Annotated in this window: 15 protein-coding genes; 13 read left to right on the plus strand and 2 right to left on the minus strand. The window is 32.4% G+C overall.

Going from position 1 to position 15,535, the window contains the following annotated elements; genetic code table 11:
* The first annotated feature begins 14 nt into the window (after nt 1-14).
* From cap8D to wecB, 13 genes are all read left to right on the plus strand, one after another.
* The gene (gene cap8D / locus SAMSHR1132_RS00650) at nt 15-1,835 is read left to right on the plus strand and encodes a type 8 capsular polysaccharide synthesis protein Cap8D (RefSeq protein ID WP_000940797.1); all 1,821 of its coding nucleotides are present in this window, start codon (nt 15-17) and stop codon (nt 1,833-1,835) included.
* Nucleotides 1,828-2,856: a type 8 capsular polysaccharide synthesis protein Cap8E gene (gene cap8E, locus SAMSHR1132_RS00655; RefSeq protein WP_000459058.1), complete on the plus strand. Its 1,029-nt coding sequence runs from the start codon at nt 1,828-1,830 to the stop codon at nt 2,854-2,856. The genes cap8D and cap8E overlap by 8 nt, the downstream gene beginning before the upstream one ends.
* Before the next feature lie 12 nt (nt 2,857-2,868).
* Nucleotides 2,869-3,978: a capsular polysaccharide biosynthesis protein CapF gene (locus SAMSHR1132_RS00660; protein WP_042355847.1), complete on the plus strand. Its 1,110-nt coding sequence runs from the start codon at nt 2,869-2,871 to the stop codon at nt 3,976-3,978.
* A 3-nt stretch (nt 3,979-3,981) separates the two neighbouring features.
* On the plus strand, nt 3,982-5,106 hold the full coding sequence (gene cap8G / locus SAMSHR1132_RS00665; RefSeq protein WP_000413163.1) for a type 8 capsular polysaccharide synthesis protein Cap8G: 1,125 nt from the start codon (nt 3,982-3,984) through the stop codon (nt 5,104-5,106).
* A 2-nt stretch (nt 5,107-5,108) separates the two neighbouring features.
* Entirely contained in the window at nt 5,109-6,188 is a 1,080-nt protein-coding gene (locus SAMSHR1132_RS00670) for a glycosyltransferase family protein (protein WP_042354630.1), read from the plus strand.
* Nucleotides 6,181-7,581 carry a type 8 capsular polysaccharide synthesis protein Cap8I gene (gene cap8I / locus SAMSHR1132_RS00675; RefSeq protein WP_001032319.1) on the plus strand — a complete coding sequence of 467 codons (1,401 nt, stop codon included), beginning with the start codon at nt 6,181-6,183 and terminating at the stop codon, nt 7,579-7,581. Before SAMSHR1132_RS00670 ends, cap8I begins: the two co-directional genes overlap by 8 nt.
* Nucleotides 7,578-8,135: an acyltransferase gene (locus SAMSHR1132_RS00680; protein ID WP_000584662.1), complete on the plus strand. Its 558-nt coding sequence runs from the start codon at nt 7,578-7,580 to the stop codon at nt 8,133-8,135. The genes cap8I and SAMSHR1132_RS00680 overlap by 4 nt, the downstream gene beginning before the upstream one ends.
* Before the next feature lie 8 nt (nt 8,136-8,143).
* The gene (locus SAMSHR1132_RS00685) at nt 8,144-9,382 is read left to right on the plus strand and encodes an oligosaccharide flippase family protein (protein ID WP_000700193.1); all 1,239 of its coding nucleotides are present in this window, start codon (nt 8,144-8,146) and stop codon (nt 9,380-9,382) included.
* Nucleotides 9,383-9,419: 37 nt separating this feature from the next.
* Nucleotides 9,420-10,625: a glycosyltransferase family 4 protein gene (locus SAMSHR1132_RS00690; protein ID WP_000038838.1), complete on the plus strand. Its 1,206-nt coding sequence runs from the start codon at nt 9,420-9,422 to the stop codon at nt 10,623-10,625.
* Nucleotides 10,626-10,635: 10 nt separating this feature from the next.
* Nucleotides 10,636-11,193: a type 8 capsular polysaccharide synthesis protein Cap8M gene (cap8M, locus tag SAMSHR1132_RS00695; protein WP_000825094.1), complete on the plus strand. Its 558-nt coding sequence runs from the start codon at nt 10,636-10,638 to the stop codon at nt 11,191-11,193.
* A complete protein-coding gene (locus tag SAMSHR1132_RS00700) occupies nt 11,193-12,080 on the plus strand; it encodes an NAD-dependent epimerase/dehydratase family protein (RefSeq protein ID WP_001230667.1) in 888 nt (295 codons plus the stop codon). Before cap8M ends, SAMSHR1132_RS00700 begins: the two co-directional genes overlap by 1 nt.
* Nucleotides 12,081-12,134: 54 nt before the next feature.
* Nucleotides 12,135-13,406: a nucleotide sugar dehydrogenase gene (locus SAMSHR1132_RS00705; RefSeq protein WP_000762191.1), complete on the plus strand. Its 1,272-nt coding sequence runs from the start codon at nt 12,135-12,137 to the stop codon at nt 13,404-13,406.
* A gap of 66 nt (nt 13,407-13,472) precedes the next feature.
* A complete protein-coding gene (wecB, locus tag SAMSHR1132_RS00710; RefSeq protein WP_000723430.1) occupies nt 13,473-14,618 on the plus strand; it encodes a non-hydrolyzing UDP-N-acetylglucosamine 2-epimerase in 1,146 nt (381 codons plus the stop codon).
* A 68-nt stretch (nt 14,619-14,686) separates the two neighbouring features.
* Here the strand turns inward: wecB and isdI are convergent, their stop codons facing one another.
* Both isdI and SAMSHR1132_RS00720 read right to left on the minus strand, forming a co-directional pair.
* The gene (gene isdI, locus SAMSHR1132_RS00715; protein ID WP_000480597.1) at nt 14,687-15,013 is read right to left on the minus strand and encodes a staphylobilin-forming heme oxygenase IsdI; all 327 of its coding nucleotides are present in this window, start codon (nt 15,011-15,013) and stop codon (nt 14,687-14,689) included.
* A gap of 6 nt (nt 15,014-15,019) precedes the next feature.
* Entirely contained in the window at nt 15,020-15,403 is a 384-nt protein-coding gene (locus tag SAMSHR1132_RS00720; protein WP_001236998.1) for a YbaN family protein, read from the minus strand.
* Between the last annotated feature and the right edge of the window lie 132 nt (nt 15,404-15,535).

Below are 15,535 nucleotides of genomic sequence, written 5' to 3' on the forward strand. Positions count from 1 at the left end.
AAATGAGGGGTTTTATGGCACATTTATCTGTGAAATTGCGGCTTCTAATATTAGCATTAATCGATTCGCTGATTGTGACAGTTTCAGTGTTTGTGAGTTACTACATTTTAGAGCCGTATTTCAAAACATACTCTGTCAAATTACTAATATTGGCAGCTGTTTCACTATTCATATCACATCATATTTCAGCATTTATTTTTAATATGTACCATCGTGCATGGGAATATGCCAGTGTGAGTGAATTAATTTTAATTGTTAAAGCTGTTACGACATCTATTGTTATAACTATGATTGTCGTGACAATTGTAACAGGCAACAGACCGTTTTTTAGGCTGTATTTAATTACTTGGATGATGCACTTGATTTTAATAGGTGGCTCGCGTCTCTTTTGGCGAATTTACCGAAAATATCTTGGGGGTAAATCATTTAATAAAAAAACTACTCTAGTTGTTGGTGCAGGTCAAGCAGGATCAATGCTGATTAGACAAATGTTGAAAAGTGATGAGATGAAACTTGAACCAGTATTAGCTGTTGATGATGATGAACATAAACGTAATATCACCATTACTGAAGGTGTTAAAGTTCAAGGGAAGATAGCAGACATACCAGAATTAGTGAAAAAATATAAAATTAAAAAAATTATTATCGCTATTCCGACAATCGGGCAAGGGCGTTTGAAAGAGATTAATAATATTTGCCATTTAGACGGTGTTGAATTATTGAAAATGCCTAACATTGAAGACGTGATGTCTGGTGAATTGGAAGTCAATCAATTGAAAAAAGTTGAAGTGGAAGATTTGTTAGGCAGAGATCCCGTTGAGCTAGATATGGATATGATATCAAAAGAATTAACGAATAAAACTATTCTAGTGACAGGTGCAGGTGGTTCAATTGGTTCTGAAATTTGCAGACAAGTATGTAACTTTTATCCAGAACGAATTATCTTGCTTGGACATGGTGAAAACAGTATTTATTTAATTAATCGAGAATTACGTAATCGTTTTGGAAAACACTTTGATATTGTGCCTGTTATTGCAGACGTTCAAAATAGAGCGCGCATGTTTGAAATTATGGATCAATATAAACCATATGCAGTTTATCACGCAGCGGCACATAAACACGTACCGTTAATGGAATATAATCCTGAAGAAGCAGTTCGTAATAATATTTTAGGGACAAAAAATACTGCAGAAGCAGCGAAACATGCAGGTGTAAAGAAATTCGTGATGATTTCCACCGATAAGGCAGTTAACCCACCTAATGTTATGGGTGCTTCAAAACGTATTGCAGAAATGATTATTCAAAGCTTAAACGATGAAACGCATCGAACAGATTTTGTTGCAGTAAGATTTGGTAATGTACTTGGTTCGAGAGGATCCGTGATTCCGCTTTTTAAAAGTCAAATTGAAGCGGGAGGTCCAGTTACTGTAACGCATCCTGAGATGACAAGATATTTTATGACGATACCCGAAGCTTCTAGATTAGTTTTACAAGCAGGTGCACTCGCAGAAGGTGGCGAAGTATTTGTGTTGGACATGGGAGAACCAGTCAAGATTGTAGATTTAGCCCGCAACTTAATTAAGTTAAGTGGTAAAAAAGAAGAAGATATACGTATCACATATACGGGTATTAGACCTGGCGAAAAAATGTTTGAAGAGTTAATGAATAAAGACGAAGTACACCCTGAACAAGTATATGAAAAAATTTATCGCGGTAAAGTAAAGCATATGACAAGTAATCAAGTTGAAGCGATTATTCAAGATATTGTAAATGATTTTAGTAAAGAAAAAATTATTAACTATGCCAATGGCAAAAAGGGGAATAATGATGTTTGATGACAAAATTTTATTAATAACTGGTGGCACAGGCTCATTCGGTAATGCTGTTATGAAACGCTTTTTAGATTCTAACATCAAAGAAATTAGAATTTTCTCGCGTGATGAGAAAAAACAGGATGATATTCGAAAGAAATATAACAACTCTAAATTGAAGTTTTATATTGGAGATGTGCGTGATAGTCATAGTGTAGATACAGCCATGCGGGATGTTGATTATGTATTCCATGCAGCTGCGTTAAAGCAAGTACCATCGTGTGAATTTTTCCCAGTTGAAGCGGTAAAGACCAACATTATTGGTACTGAAAATGTATTACAGAGTGCTATTCATCATAATGTTAGAAAGGTCATTTGTTTATCTACAGACAAAGCAGCGTATCCAATTAATGCAATGGGGATATCAAAAGCGATGATGGAAAAAGTGTTCGTGGCAAAATCGCGAAATGTACGAAGTGAACAAACGCTAATTTGTGGCACGAGGTATGGAAACGTGATGGCTTCAAGAGGATCTGTAATCCCGTTATTTATAGACAAAATTAAGGCGGGAGAGCCTTTGACGATTACTGATCCAGAAATGACTCGTTTCTTAATGAGTTTAGAAGATGCGGTGGAGCTCGTTGTTCATGCATTTAAACATGCAGAGACAGGCGACATCATGGTTCAGAAAGCACCTAGTTCCACTGTAGGTGACCTTGCAACAGCCTTATTAGAATTATTTGATGCGGATAATGATATTGAGATTATCGGGACTCGTCACGGAGAAAAGAAGGCAGAAACCTTATTGACACGAGAAGAGTACGCGCACTGTGAAGACATGGGTGAATATTTTAGAGTGCCGGCAGACTCCAGAGATTTAAACTATAGTAATTACGTTGAAACTGGTAACGAAAAGATTACTAAAGCTTATGAATATAACTCCGATAACACACATATTTTAACAGTAGAGGAAATAAAAGAAAAACTACTGACGCTAGAATATGTTAGAAACGAATTGAATAATTATAAAGATTCAATGAGATAGGAGAGATTGATGTTGAACATTGTAATTACAGGAGCAAATGGATTTGTAGGGAAAAATTTAAAAGCAGATTTATCATCAACAACAGATCATCACATTTATGAAATACATCGACAAACAGATGAAGAGGATTTAGAGAAGGCTTTATTAAAAGCAGATTTTGTTGTCCATTTAGCGGGCGTTAATAGACCTGAATATAATAAAGAATTCAGTTTAGGAAATGTAAGTTACTTAGACCATATACTTGAGATATTAACGAGAAATACAAAAAAGCCAACGATATTGTTATCGTCATCAATACAAGCAACGCAAGATAATCCTTATGGAGAAAGTAAGTTGCAAGGGGAACAGCTATTAAGACAATATGCTGAGGAGTATGGCAACCCGATTTACATTTATCGATGGCCAAATCTATTTGGTAAATGGTGCAAACCGAACTATAACTCAGTTATTGCGACATTTTGTTACAAAATAGCACGAGATGAAGAAATACAAGTGAATGATCGCAATGTTGAACTGACGCTAAACTATGTGGATGACATTGTGGCCGAAATTAAACGCGCAATTGAAGGGGAACCAACGATTGAAAATGGTGTGCCTACAGTTCCAAATGTTTTTAAAGTGACACTTGGAGAAATTGTAGATTTATTATATAAATTTAAACAATCACGAATCGATCGAACGTTACCAAAGTTAGACAATGTATTTGAAAAAGATTTATATAGTACGTACTTAAGTTATTTGCCGACGACGGACTTTAGCTATCCACTTGTAATGAATGTGGATGATAGAGGTTCATTTACAGAATTTATAAAATCACCGGATCGTGGTCAAGTATCTGTAAATATATCTAAACCAGGTATTACTAAGGGGAATCATTGGCATCATACTAAAAATGAAAAGTTTTTAGTTGTATCAGGTAGAGGTGTGATTCGCTTTAGACATGTTAATGATGATGAAGTCATAGAATATTATGTTTCTGGTGACAAACTGGAAGTCGTAGACATACCTGTCGGATATACACATAATATTGAAAATTTAGGTGATACAGATATGGTAACTATTATGTGGGTGAATGAGATGTTTGATCCAACTAAGCCAGACACCTATTTCTTGGAGGTATAGCATATGGAAAAGTTAAAGTTAATGACCATAGTTGGTACAAGACCTGAAATTATTCGTTTATCATCGACGATAAAAGCATGTGATAAATATTTTAACCAAATATTAGTACACACAGGGCAAAACTATGACTATACGTTAAATCAAATTTTCTTTGATGATTTGGAATTAAGACAGCCGGACCACTATTTAGAGGCAGTTGGAAGTAACCTCGGAGAAACGATGGGGAATATTATTGCAAAATCATATGACGTTTTAGCAAGTGAACAACCAGATGCACTTTTAATTCTTGGTGATACAAATAGTTGTTTAGCAGCAGTATCTGCTAAACGTTTAAAAATACCTGTTTTTCATATGGAAGCGGGTAACAGATGTTTTGATCAAAATGTACCTGAAGAAATTAATCGTAAAATCGTTGATCATGTTAGTGATGTCAATTTACCTTACACGGAGCATAGCAGACGCTATTTATTAGATGAAGGCTTCAATAAAGCGAATATCTTTGTGACAGGTTCACCGATGACTGAAGTGATAGAAGCACATCAAGATAAAATCAATCAAAGTGATGTGTTAAATGAGCTTGGATTAGAACCACAACAATATATTTTAGTATCTGCACATAGAGAAGAAAATATTGATAATGAAGACAATTTTAATTCATTAATGAATGCGATTAATGACATTGCTAAAAAATATCAAATGCCTGTTATTTATTCGACACATCCAAGAAGTTGGAAAAAAATTGAAGAAAGCCAATTTGAATTTGATCCATTAGTTAGACAGTTAAAACCATTTGGATTCTTTGATTACAATGCATTACAAAAAGATGCATTCGTTGTGTTATCAGATAGCGGCACCTTATCAGAGGAGTCTTCAATATTGAAGTTTCCAGGTGTGCTTATCCGTACTTCGACAGAAAGACCAGAAGTATTAGATAAAGGGACAGTGATAGTTGGTGGTATAAGCTATAACAATCTTATTCAATCTGTTGAACTAGCAAGAGAGATGCAAAATAATAACGAACCGATGATTGATGCAATAGATTACAAAGACACAAATGTTTCAACAAAAGTAGTCAAAATCATTCAAAGCTATAAGGACATTATTAATCGAAATACTTGGAGGAAATGATGATGAAGATAGCGATTCTTGGCGCTACAAATATTAAGCACATGTCATTGTTATCGCATTACTTAAACCATATTGATTTGGAGAGCAATGACGTGGACATTATATATACTGACAAATATGATATCAACGAGCATATCCAAGGCATCAACAATTATTATAAATACAAAGTAAATATTAAAGACAATTGGTCATTTTTCAAAAAAGCTAGAACGTATTATCAATTTAAGCCCTATGCAAAACAAATTCTGAGACAAAATAAGTATGATTTTATTATTGTTTGGGGAAGTTATACGGGACATTTGTTTAAGGGGTTTTTAAAAAAGCACTATAAAAACAAATTTATCTTAAATATAAGAGATTACTTTTATGAAAGAAATAAACTCATTAAGCATAGAATGAAAAAAATTGTTAATACCAGTAGACTAACGACGTTATCTTCAGAGGGTTTTCTATCTTTTTTACCAAAATCTGATAAGTATAGAATTATTTATAGTTATAACTTAAGTATTATTGAAGAAAGTTATGTAAATAAAAGTTATAAATCAATACTCCCTATTAATATAGGGTTTATAGGAAATGTCAGATTTAATGAGATAAATGAAGCATTAATGAAAGAACTTGCTAATGATCCAAGGTTCCATTTGCAATATTTTGGAACGGGATCGAAACATTTAGAAGCATTTGCTCAAAAAAATCATATAAATAACGTTACATTTTCAGGTGGCTTTGATTTGACAGATACGCCTAAATTCTTAAATAAAATTGACATTCTGAATAATTTGTTTGGTAATCAAAATATTGCTTTAGATACAGCTTTATCAATAAGAATGTACTATGCCTTGTTTTTAAATAAACCTATTATTACAACTGAGGGTACATTTACTGCTACGGAAGCGAATAAATTTGGATTGGGGTTTAGTGTTAGTCCAGAAAATTTAAAAGGTATAGGTGATGTATTGATGAATTGGTATAACAATTTGGATGTAAATGACATTGAAAATAAAAGAGAAACTTATAGAAATAATGTAATTGAAAATAATAAACAGTTTTATAAGGAAATAGGTAGGATATTCAATGAATAAATTCTACAATGTCACATCATATGTCATTGCTATTTTAATATTTCCATGTCTTATATTTGGAGACAAACCATTATTATTTCTAGCACCTATATGTTATGGAGTTGGAAAACTCCTTTTAAGTTTCTCTAATAATGCAAATTTCAAGTTCTCAAAAATTGTATATGATGTTTTGGGTTTTCTAAGATTAGTCATCATACCAGCAATGATTGCCTTATTCAATGATTCAATTATAGATAATTTGCCATTAGGACAAACATATTTTAATGAAGCAGTTTTATACATGTGTGTAGAGTTTATCATAGGTTCATTATTTATTTTGATTCTATCAAGGACAAGGTTATTTAAACAAAAAGTAGTGACACGCAATAATTTTAAGCTTTCTGGATCACCAATTTATTACATTCTATTTAGTTTAGTTATTTTTGGAATATTTTTAGTTTCTCCAGGAGTAAGAAAAAATATATCATTTTTAATCATCAAAACAGATGCAATGGGTAGAGGAACGGAGACGGCAAGTAGTTTAAATGTCCTTTTTGTTATGTTATTTCAACTGGCTTTAGCACTTTTATTTTTAGTTATTGCGTATGCGTCATATAAAAAATACAAAGATAACCCTAAAATTTATTATGCTATATTACCGCTATTTATAGGAGTTATTAATATTAGTTTAATTGTTGGTGAAAGAAGAAGTTATCAACTTTATACAATGATTGCTGTTTTAACAGTTGTTTCATTGTTGTTTTTTAAACATAAAAGACGTATCAATATTGTCATTATTTCGGTAGGTATCTTTGTATTAGCATTAATGACATTATATAAGGAATTATATGTGTTTAATTATACATCGTATAGCGAAGCACTTAAGAGCACAAGTGTAGGTAACTTGAGAATCGTTGATACGTTACAATCATATTTTTATGGACCGAGTAACATTGCGGCTTCTATAGATTATTTAAATTATTATAGTGGTTCATTTAAACAATATTTATTCGATAATACGAGAGCTATTTTTGGTATTAACTTTTTTATAGATAAACAACATTTAATTACGAGTCAACTTTTCAATCAGTTGATATATGGTAGTAAACAATTGACCGGTCATCTTATATCGAGTGCAGGATACGGCATTATATACTTTGGACCATTATTCTTCTATTTGAATTTGCTAGCAAATATTTTCTTTGCATTTTTAGTCGAATATATTATTCGCAGAAGTAAATCCTTAGAAGTGATATTTATTGGCACATACATTTATATGCGACTTATCACAAATGTTTTCAGTCATCCAACACCACTAATTACACTGATTTCTATGATTTTAGTTGTATACTCTATAGCTATCGTCCCAGGCATTATTATTAAAAATTTCACTAAAAAAGTAGGGATAGAATGATAATCAAAACATTTATGAAAACCAAACTGTTTAGATTAATGAATACACCGCTATTGTTGTTTTATAAAAAAGAATATTTAACTGGATACTATTTTGAAAATAAAGTAGCTGGATGGTTATGGGCGTGGAAGGCAGTTCCATTTAAATTGTTAGGTATTAATGCTCGTATACCATTTCCAGCTGACATAACTGTCAGAATGCATAATCCAAATAATATTGTTTTTGATAAAAATGATATTCATATATTCCAATCACCAGGTACGTATTTTAATAATTTTTCAGCAGTAATATATCTAGGAAGAGGTGTCTACATAGCACCTAATGTAGGTATTATTACAGCAAATCATGACATTAAAAATTTAAAGTCACATGTCCCAGGAAAAGATGTCAAAATAGGCAATTATAGCTGGATAGGTATGAATTCAGTCATATTACCAGGCGTTGAGTTAGGGGATCATACTATAGTAGGTGCTGGATCAGTTGTTACAAAAAGTTTTCCTGAAGGCAACGTTATTATAGGCGGAAATCCAGCGAAAATCATTAAGAAAATCTGAGGCTAATTATGAAAATAAATAAATTTATTAGTGATTCATTTTTAATGATTTTAAGTAGCGGTATTGCGCAAATCATACTAATCGTCACAACTCCAATTATTACAAGGTTATATTCGCCAGCTGAATTTGGAGAGTTTACGATTTTCTCTAATATCGCAATGATTCTAATACCGATTATTAATGCAAGATATGATTTATTAATTGTAAATGCTAAAAATGATCGTATTGCAAATATACTTTCACAGATTAGCTTTTTAATATCATTAGTCATTATATTAATACTAATTCCAGTATTTATGGTTAGTGCATTATTGTTTCCAAATTTTATACTAGATTTTATTTTTATTATTGTCATGTTGTTTTTGGTAAGTTTAACGAATATATTTACGAATTATTTAAATAAGGAACGGAAATATAAAGTATTAAGTTTGATTAACGTTTTTAGAGCTGCATCAATGGCATTACTTCAAATCATATTTGGTTTTTTAGCATTTGGAAGTCTAGGTTTAATCATTGGATTTTCATTGTCTTATATTGCAGGTCTAACACTCGGATATAGAACCTTTAAAAAGCATTTTAATATTGTAAAAGATAAAGAAGAGGCAAAGGAGATATTTTTAGAAAATAAGAATCAGTTAGTTTATTCAACACCATCAATATTATTAAATAGTTTATCTTTTTCGGTTGTTGTGTTCTTTATAGGTATTTTGTATACAAACACTGAAGTAGGTATATATGGGATGGCGATCAGAGTATTGGGTATTCCAGTCACAATTATTTCTTTAGGTTTATCAAAAATATTTATGCAACAAGCCAATGATTATTACATCGAGTATGGTAATTTTCGGAATTTGTTACTTAAATTTAGTTCAGCATTAATCATAGTTTCAATCATACTCTATGTACCACTTTATTTATTCAGCGAAGAACTAGTAAATATATTATTAGGAAAAAATTGGGGTGATGCAATTATTGTAATTAAAATTGTTATCCCATTATTTGTAGTAAGACTGATTGTATCTACAGTGTCACTTTCTGTGATTGTATTGCAAAAACAACAGTTAGAACTTATATTACAAGCGTTATTTTTAGTAGGAACAACTATTACATTCATCATTTCTAAAATATTTAGCCTAACATTTTTAAACTTCGTTTCTATTAATACAATTGTACTAGTATTGTCGTACATTATATTTTTTATAGCACTGTTTTATTTCGCTAAAAACAAAAGATTCAAAGAAACTTAAGTTGAAATCTAAAATGACTACTGAAAAGGACGATTAGATGAGCAAAAAAAATATTTTAATACTATGCCAGTATTTTTATCCGGAGTATGTATCTTCTGCGACGTTGCCAACGCAACTGGCTGAGGATTTAACTGCTCAAGGTATCAATGTCGATGTCTTATGTGGTTGGCCATATGAATATAGTCAAAACAATAATGTCTCTAAGACGGAAACGTATCATGACATTCATATTCGACGTCTTAAATATTCAAGATTTAATAATAAAAGTAATGTTGGAAGAATAATTAATTTCTTTAGTCTATTTTCAAAGTTTGCACTAAATATGCCAAAAATGTTGAAGTACGACCACATTCTTGTTTACTCTAATCCACCCATTTTGCCATTAATACCAGACGTTTTGCATAGAGTATTTAAGAAGAAATATTCTTTTGTAGTCTATGATATTGCGCCTGACAATGCTATTAAAACAGGAGCTACTCGACCTGGTAGTATGATTGATAAATTAATGCGTTATATCAATAAAAATGTGTATAAACACGCAGACAATGTCATTGTGCTTGGTACTGAAATGAAAAATTATTTAGTAAATCATCAGATTTCTAAAAATCCTAACAACATCCATATTATTCCTAATTGGTATGATATGCGTCAGTTGCAAGACAATCATATTGAAAATGACACATTTAGAACTTATCGCGAACAATACGACAAGATTTTATTATATAGCGGTAATATGGGTCAGTTACAAGATATGGAGACACTCGTTTCATTCTTAAAATTAAATAAAAATGAAACGAAAACATTAACAATACTGTGTGGGCATGGTAAGAAATTTGCTGAAGTCAAAGCGGCTATTGAGACACATCAAATTGAAAATGTAAAAATGTTTGAATTTTTAACGGGGACAGATTACGCCGACGTCTTGAAAATTGCTGACGTTTGCTTTGCATCACTTATTAAAGAAGGTGTTGGGTTAGGAGTGCCGAGTAAAAATTATGGCTACCTAGCAGCTAAGAAGCCGTTAGTACTCATCATGGATAAACAATCTGACATTGTTCAACATGTTGAACAATATGATGCAGGTGTACAAATAGATAATGGCGATGCACAAGCTATTTATAATTTCATCAACACCCATTCTAGTCAAGCATTACAAGAAATGGGTGAGCGCGCACATCAACTGTTTAAAGATAAATATACGAGAGAAATTAATACAATGAAGTATTACAATCTGTTGAAGTGAGGAGATAATTATGAAGCGATTATTCGATGTAGTAAGTTCAATTTACGGTTTAGTAGTATTAAGTCCAATCTTATTTATAACGGCATTACTGATAAAAATTGAATCACCGGGACCAGCCATTTTCAAACAAAAAAGACCAACTGTTAATAATAAACTTTTTAATATTTATAAGTTCAGATCTATGAAAATAGACACACCCAACGTTGCAACAGATTTGATGGATTCTACTTCATATATTACAAAAACAGGCAAAGTCATTCGTAAGACATCTATAGATGAATTACCACAATTATTGAATGTTTTAAAAGGTGAAATGTCGATTGTAGGACCGAGACCAGCACTTTATAACCAATACGAGTTAATAGAAAAGCGTACAAAAGCGAATGTGCATACGATTAGACCAGGTGTGACCGGCTTAGCTCAAGTGATGGGTAGAGATGATATTACAGATGATCAAAAAGTAGCCTATGATCGTTATTATTTAACGCATCAATCCATGATGCTTGATATGTATATCATTTATAAAACAGTTAAAAATATTATTACTTCTGAAGGTGTGCATCACTAATGAGAAAAAACATTTTAATTACAGGTATGCATGGCTACATTGGAAATGCACTGAAAAATAAGCTAACTGAACAAGGGCATCGAGTGAATCAAATCAATGTTAGGAATCAATTATGGAAGTCAACTTCATTCAAGGACTATGATGTCTTAATTCATACGGCAGCCTTAGTTCACAATAGTACACCAGAAGCGCGACTATCAGATTATATGCAAGTGAATATGTTGCTTACGAAACAATTAGCACAAAAGGCGAAAGATGAAGGCATCAAGCAATTTATTTTTATGAGTACGATGGCTGTCTATGGTAAAGAGGGTAATGTTGGAAGAACAGATGAAATCAGTACACAAACACCAATAAAACCAACGACAAATTACGGGATTTCCAAAATGTTTGCTGAACAAGCATTATTAGAGATGGTGAGTAATACATTTAAAGTCTCAATTGTAAGGCCACCTATGATTTATGGTCCAAATTGCCCAGGAAATTTCCAACGCTTAATGAAGTTATCGCAATTATTACCAATCATTCCTGATATTAAAAATCAGCGTAGTGCTTTATATATTAAACATCTGACAGCATTTATTGATCAATTAATATCACTAGAAGTGACGGGGGTATATCATCCGCAAGACAGTTTTTATTTTGATACATCAGCGGTAATGCATGAAATTCGTCATCAAGCACATCGTAAAACCATTATGGTAACTATGCCATCAATGTTAAATAGATATTTTAATAAATTGTCGATTTTTAGAAAATTATTTGGCAATTTAACATACAGTAAGACGTTATATGAAAACAATAATGCATTAGAAGTTATCCCTGGAAAAATGTCACTTGTTATTGCGGACATCATGGATGAAACGACAACCAAAGATAAGGCATAAGTCATCTATTAAATGAAATAAACATACAAATAGTTTTTATTTGGAGGTTATAGTATGAAATTAGCAGTAGTTGGCTTAGGTTATATCGGTTTACCAACATCAATTATGTTTGCAAAGCATGGTGTCGATGTGCTTGGTGTTGATATAAATCAAAAAACAATAGATAAGTTACAAAGCGGTCAAATTAGTATTGAAGAACCAGGATTGCAAGAAGTTTATGAAGATGTACTGGCATCGGGTAAATTAAAAGTATCCACAACACCTGAAGCATCTGATGTATTTATCATTGCAGTACCGACACCGAACAATGATGATCAATATAAATCATGTGATATTTCTCTTGTAATGAGTGCACTCGACAGTATTTTACCATTTTTAGAAAAGGGAAATACCATTATTGTTGAATCGACAATAGCGCCTAAAACGATGGATGATTTTGTAAAATCAGTTATTGAAAATTTAGGATTTATAATAGGTGAGGATATTTATTTAGTCCATTGTCCAGAACGCGTATTGCCAGGAAAAATTTTAGAAGAATTGGTTCATAATAATCGTATTATTGGTGGCGTGACTAAAGCGTGTATTGAAGCAGGAAAACGTGTTTATCGTACATTTGTACAGGGCGAAATGATTGAAACTGATGCGCGTACTGCTGAAATGAGTAAGTTAATGGAAAATACGTACAGAGATGTCAATATAGCTTTAGCGAATGAGTTAACTAAAATATGTAATAACTTAAATATTAATGTGTTGGATGTTATTGAAATGGCTAATAAACACCCACGTGTTAATATCCATCAACCTGGTCCAGGCGTGGGTGGTCATTGTTTGGCAGTAGATCCTTACTTTATTATTGCTAAAGACCCTGAAAATGCAGCGCTCATCCAAACTGGACGTGAAATTAATAATTCAATGCCAGCCTATGTCGTTCATAAAACGAAAGAAATGCTTAAAGTGCTTAACGGGAATAAAGTTGCAGTCTTTGGTTTAACATATAAAGGTGATGTAGACGATATTAGAGAATCCCCGGCATTTGACATTTATCAATTGCTATTGCAGGAGAACGATATCAAAGTAAGTGCGTATGATCCACATGTTGAATTAGATTTTGTCGAACATGAAATGGCGCGTGCAGTTTCAGATGCATCGCTAGTATTAATTTTAAGTGATCATTCAGAATTTAAACATTTAACAGATAACGATTTTAAAGGAATGAAACATAAAGTAATTTTTGATACTAAGAATGTTGTTAAATCTGCATTTAAAGATGTATCATATTATAATTATGGCAATATATTTGATTTTATGGACAAACACATTTTATAAAATAAAGGCTCGAATCATTAAAAGCGATCAATTGCCACGTGTTTGAATCTCAGAGAGGATAATGATATGAAGAAAATTATGGTTATTTTCGGAACTCGACCCGAAGCAATTAAAATGGCACCTTTAGTAAAAGAAATTGATCATAATGCGCAACTTGAAGCGAATATTGTGATTACAGCACAACACCGAGATATGTTGGATAGTGTACTAAATATATTTGATATTCAAGCTGATCATGATTTAAATATTATGAAAGATCAACAGACGTTAGCGAGTCTTACTGCGAATACGCTCGCTAAACTCGACAATATCATTAACGTAGAAAAGCCAGATATGATTTTAGTTCATGGTGATACAACTACGACATTTGTAGGTAGTTTGGCGGCATTTTACCACCAAATTCCTGTTGGACATGTCGAAGCGGGACTGCGTACACATCAGAAATATTCGCCATTTCCTGAAGAATTAAATCGTGTCATGGTAAGTAATATTGCAGAATTGAATTTTGCGCCAACGGTGATTGCTGCTGAAAATTTACTTTTTGAAAATAAAGATAAAAACAGTATCTTTATTACTGGAAACACAGCAATTGATGCACTTGCAACAACAGTACGTGATGATTTTGTTTCGAAAATCATTAATAAACATAAAGGTAAGAAAGTTATTTTATTAACTGCCCATCGTCGTGAAAATATTGGAGAACCTATGCACCGTATTTTTAAAGCAGTGAGAGATTTGGCAGATGAATATGAAGATGTGGTCTTCATTTATCCAATGCATCGAAATCCAAAGGTTAGAGCGATTGCTGAGCAATATTTGTCAAATAAAAATCGTATTGAATTGATTGAACCATTAGATGCGATTGAGTTCCATAATTTTACAAACCAATCATATCTCGTGTTAACAGATTCGGGTGGTATTCAAGAAGAGGCACCGACATTTGGTAAGCCTGTGTTGGTACTAAGGGATCACACTGAGCGTCCGGAAGGTGTTGAAGCGGGGACGTCGAAAGTAATTGGTACTGATTATGACAATATTGTTCGAAATGTGAAACAACTCATAGAAGATAATGACGCATATCAACGTATGAGCCAAGCGAGCAATCCATATGGAGACGGTCAAGCATCGCGACGTATTTGTGAAGCTATCGAATATTATTTTGGTTTACGATCCGACAAGCCGGATGAATTCATGCCATTATGTGATAAATAATTAAAATACCCCCTAATCATGAAGCTGATATACATGACCAGCAGTGACTAGGGGATATTTTTATATGATTATTTTTGATAGTGGTAGCCAATATCATAAGTGAAAACTTTATTTGATAATATTGGGCTTTTTTCTGCATCATGATCACTTTTTAAACGTACATTTTTATGAGCTTCTTTAAACACATCTGAATTTAACCAATTGTTAAAACTCTCTTCAGACTCCCAAATGGTTAAGATTTTAACTTCATCTGTGTCTTCAGTATTTAATGTTTTAGTGACAAACATTTGTTGGAATCCTTCAATTGTTTCGATTCCTTGTCTATTGTAAAAGCGCGCAATCGTTTCTTCTGCACTACCTTTTTCTAACTGTAATCTATTTTCTGCCATAAACATAGATAATCACTCCTCTATTTTATTATTTGATTGTGGTAATGTTTTTACAAATGTGAATAGAACGATTGTTTGAATGACAACCATAATAATTAATCCTATTCTTACTGCCAAAACATCCACCATATAAATTGAAAAACCAATGACAATGTATAAGCTAATTAAGATTTTTATTTTCTGTGGTAACGTATAACCGCGGTGTAAGTAAAAGTTTTCAACATATTCTTTATAAATTTTTTGATTAATAAGCCAATTGTAAAAACGATCCGAACTTCGTGCAAAACAAAAGACTGCTACGAGTAAGAAAGGTGTCGTTGGCAATAAAGGTAAAACGGCACCGGCAATACCAAGTGCTGTAAATATCAGGCCAATGACGATTAATATAAGTCGCATTGTAAAAACTCCATTCTAATACTAATGCGCATGTTATATCGTTATATCAATATAAATCATGCTAGATGTAATATGTATGACAAGCGCAATGCGTAAGCAAATCGAAACCTTGGATTGTTTTTATCTTATTCA

The organism is Staphylococcus argenteus, assembly GCF_000236925.1.
Taxonomy (GTDB): Bacteria; Bacillota; Bacilli; order Staphylococcales; family Staphylococcaceae; genus Staphylococcus; species Staphylococcus argenteus.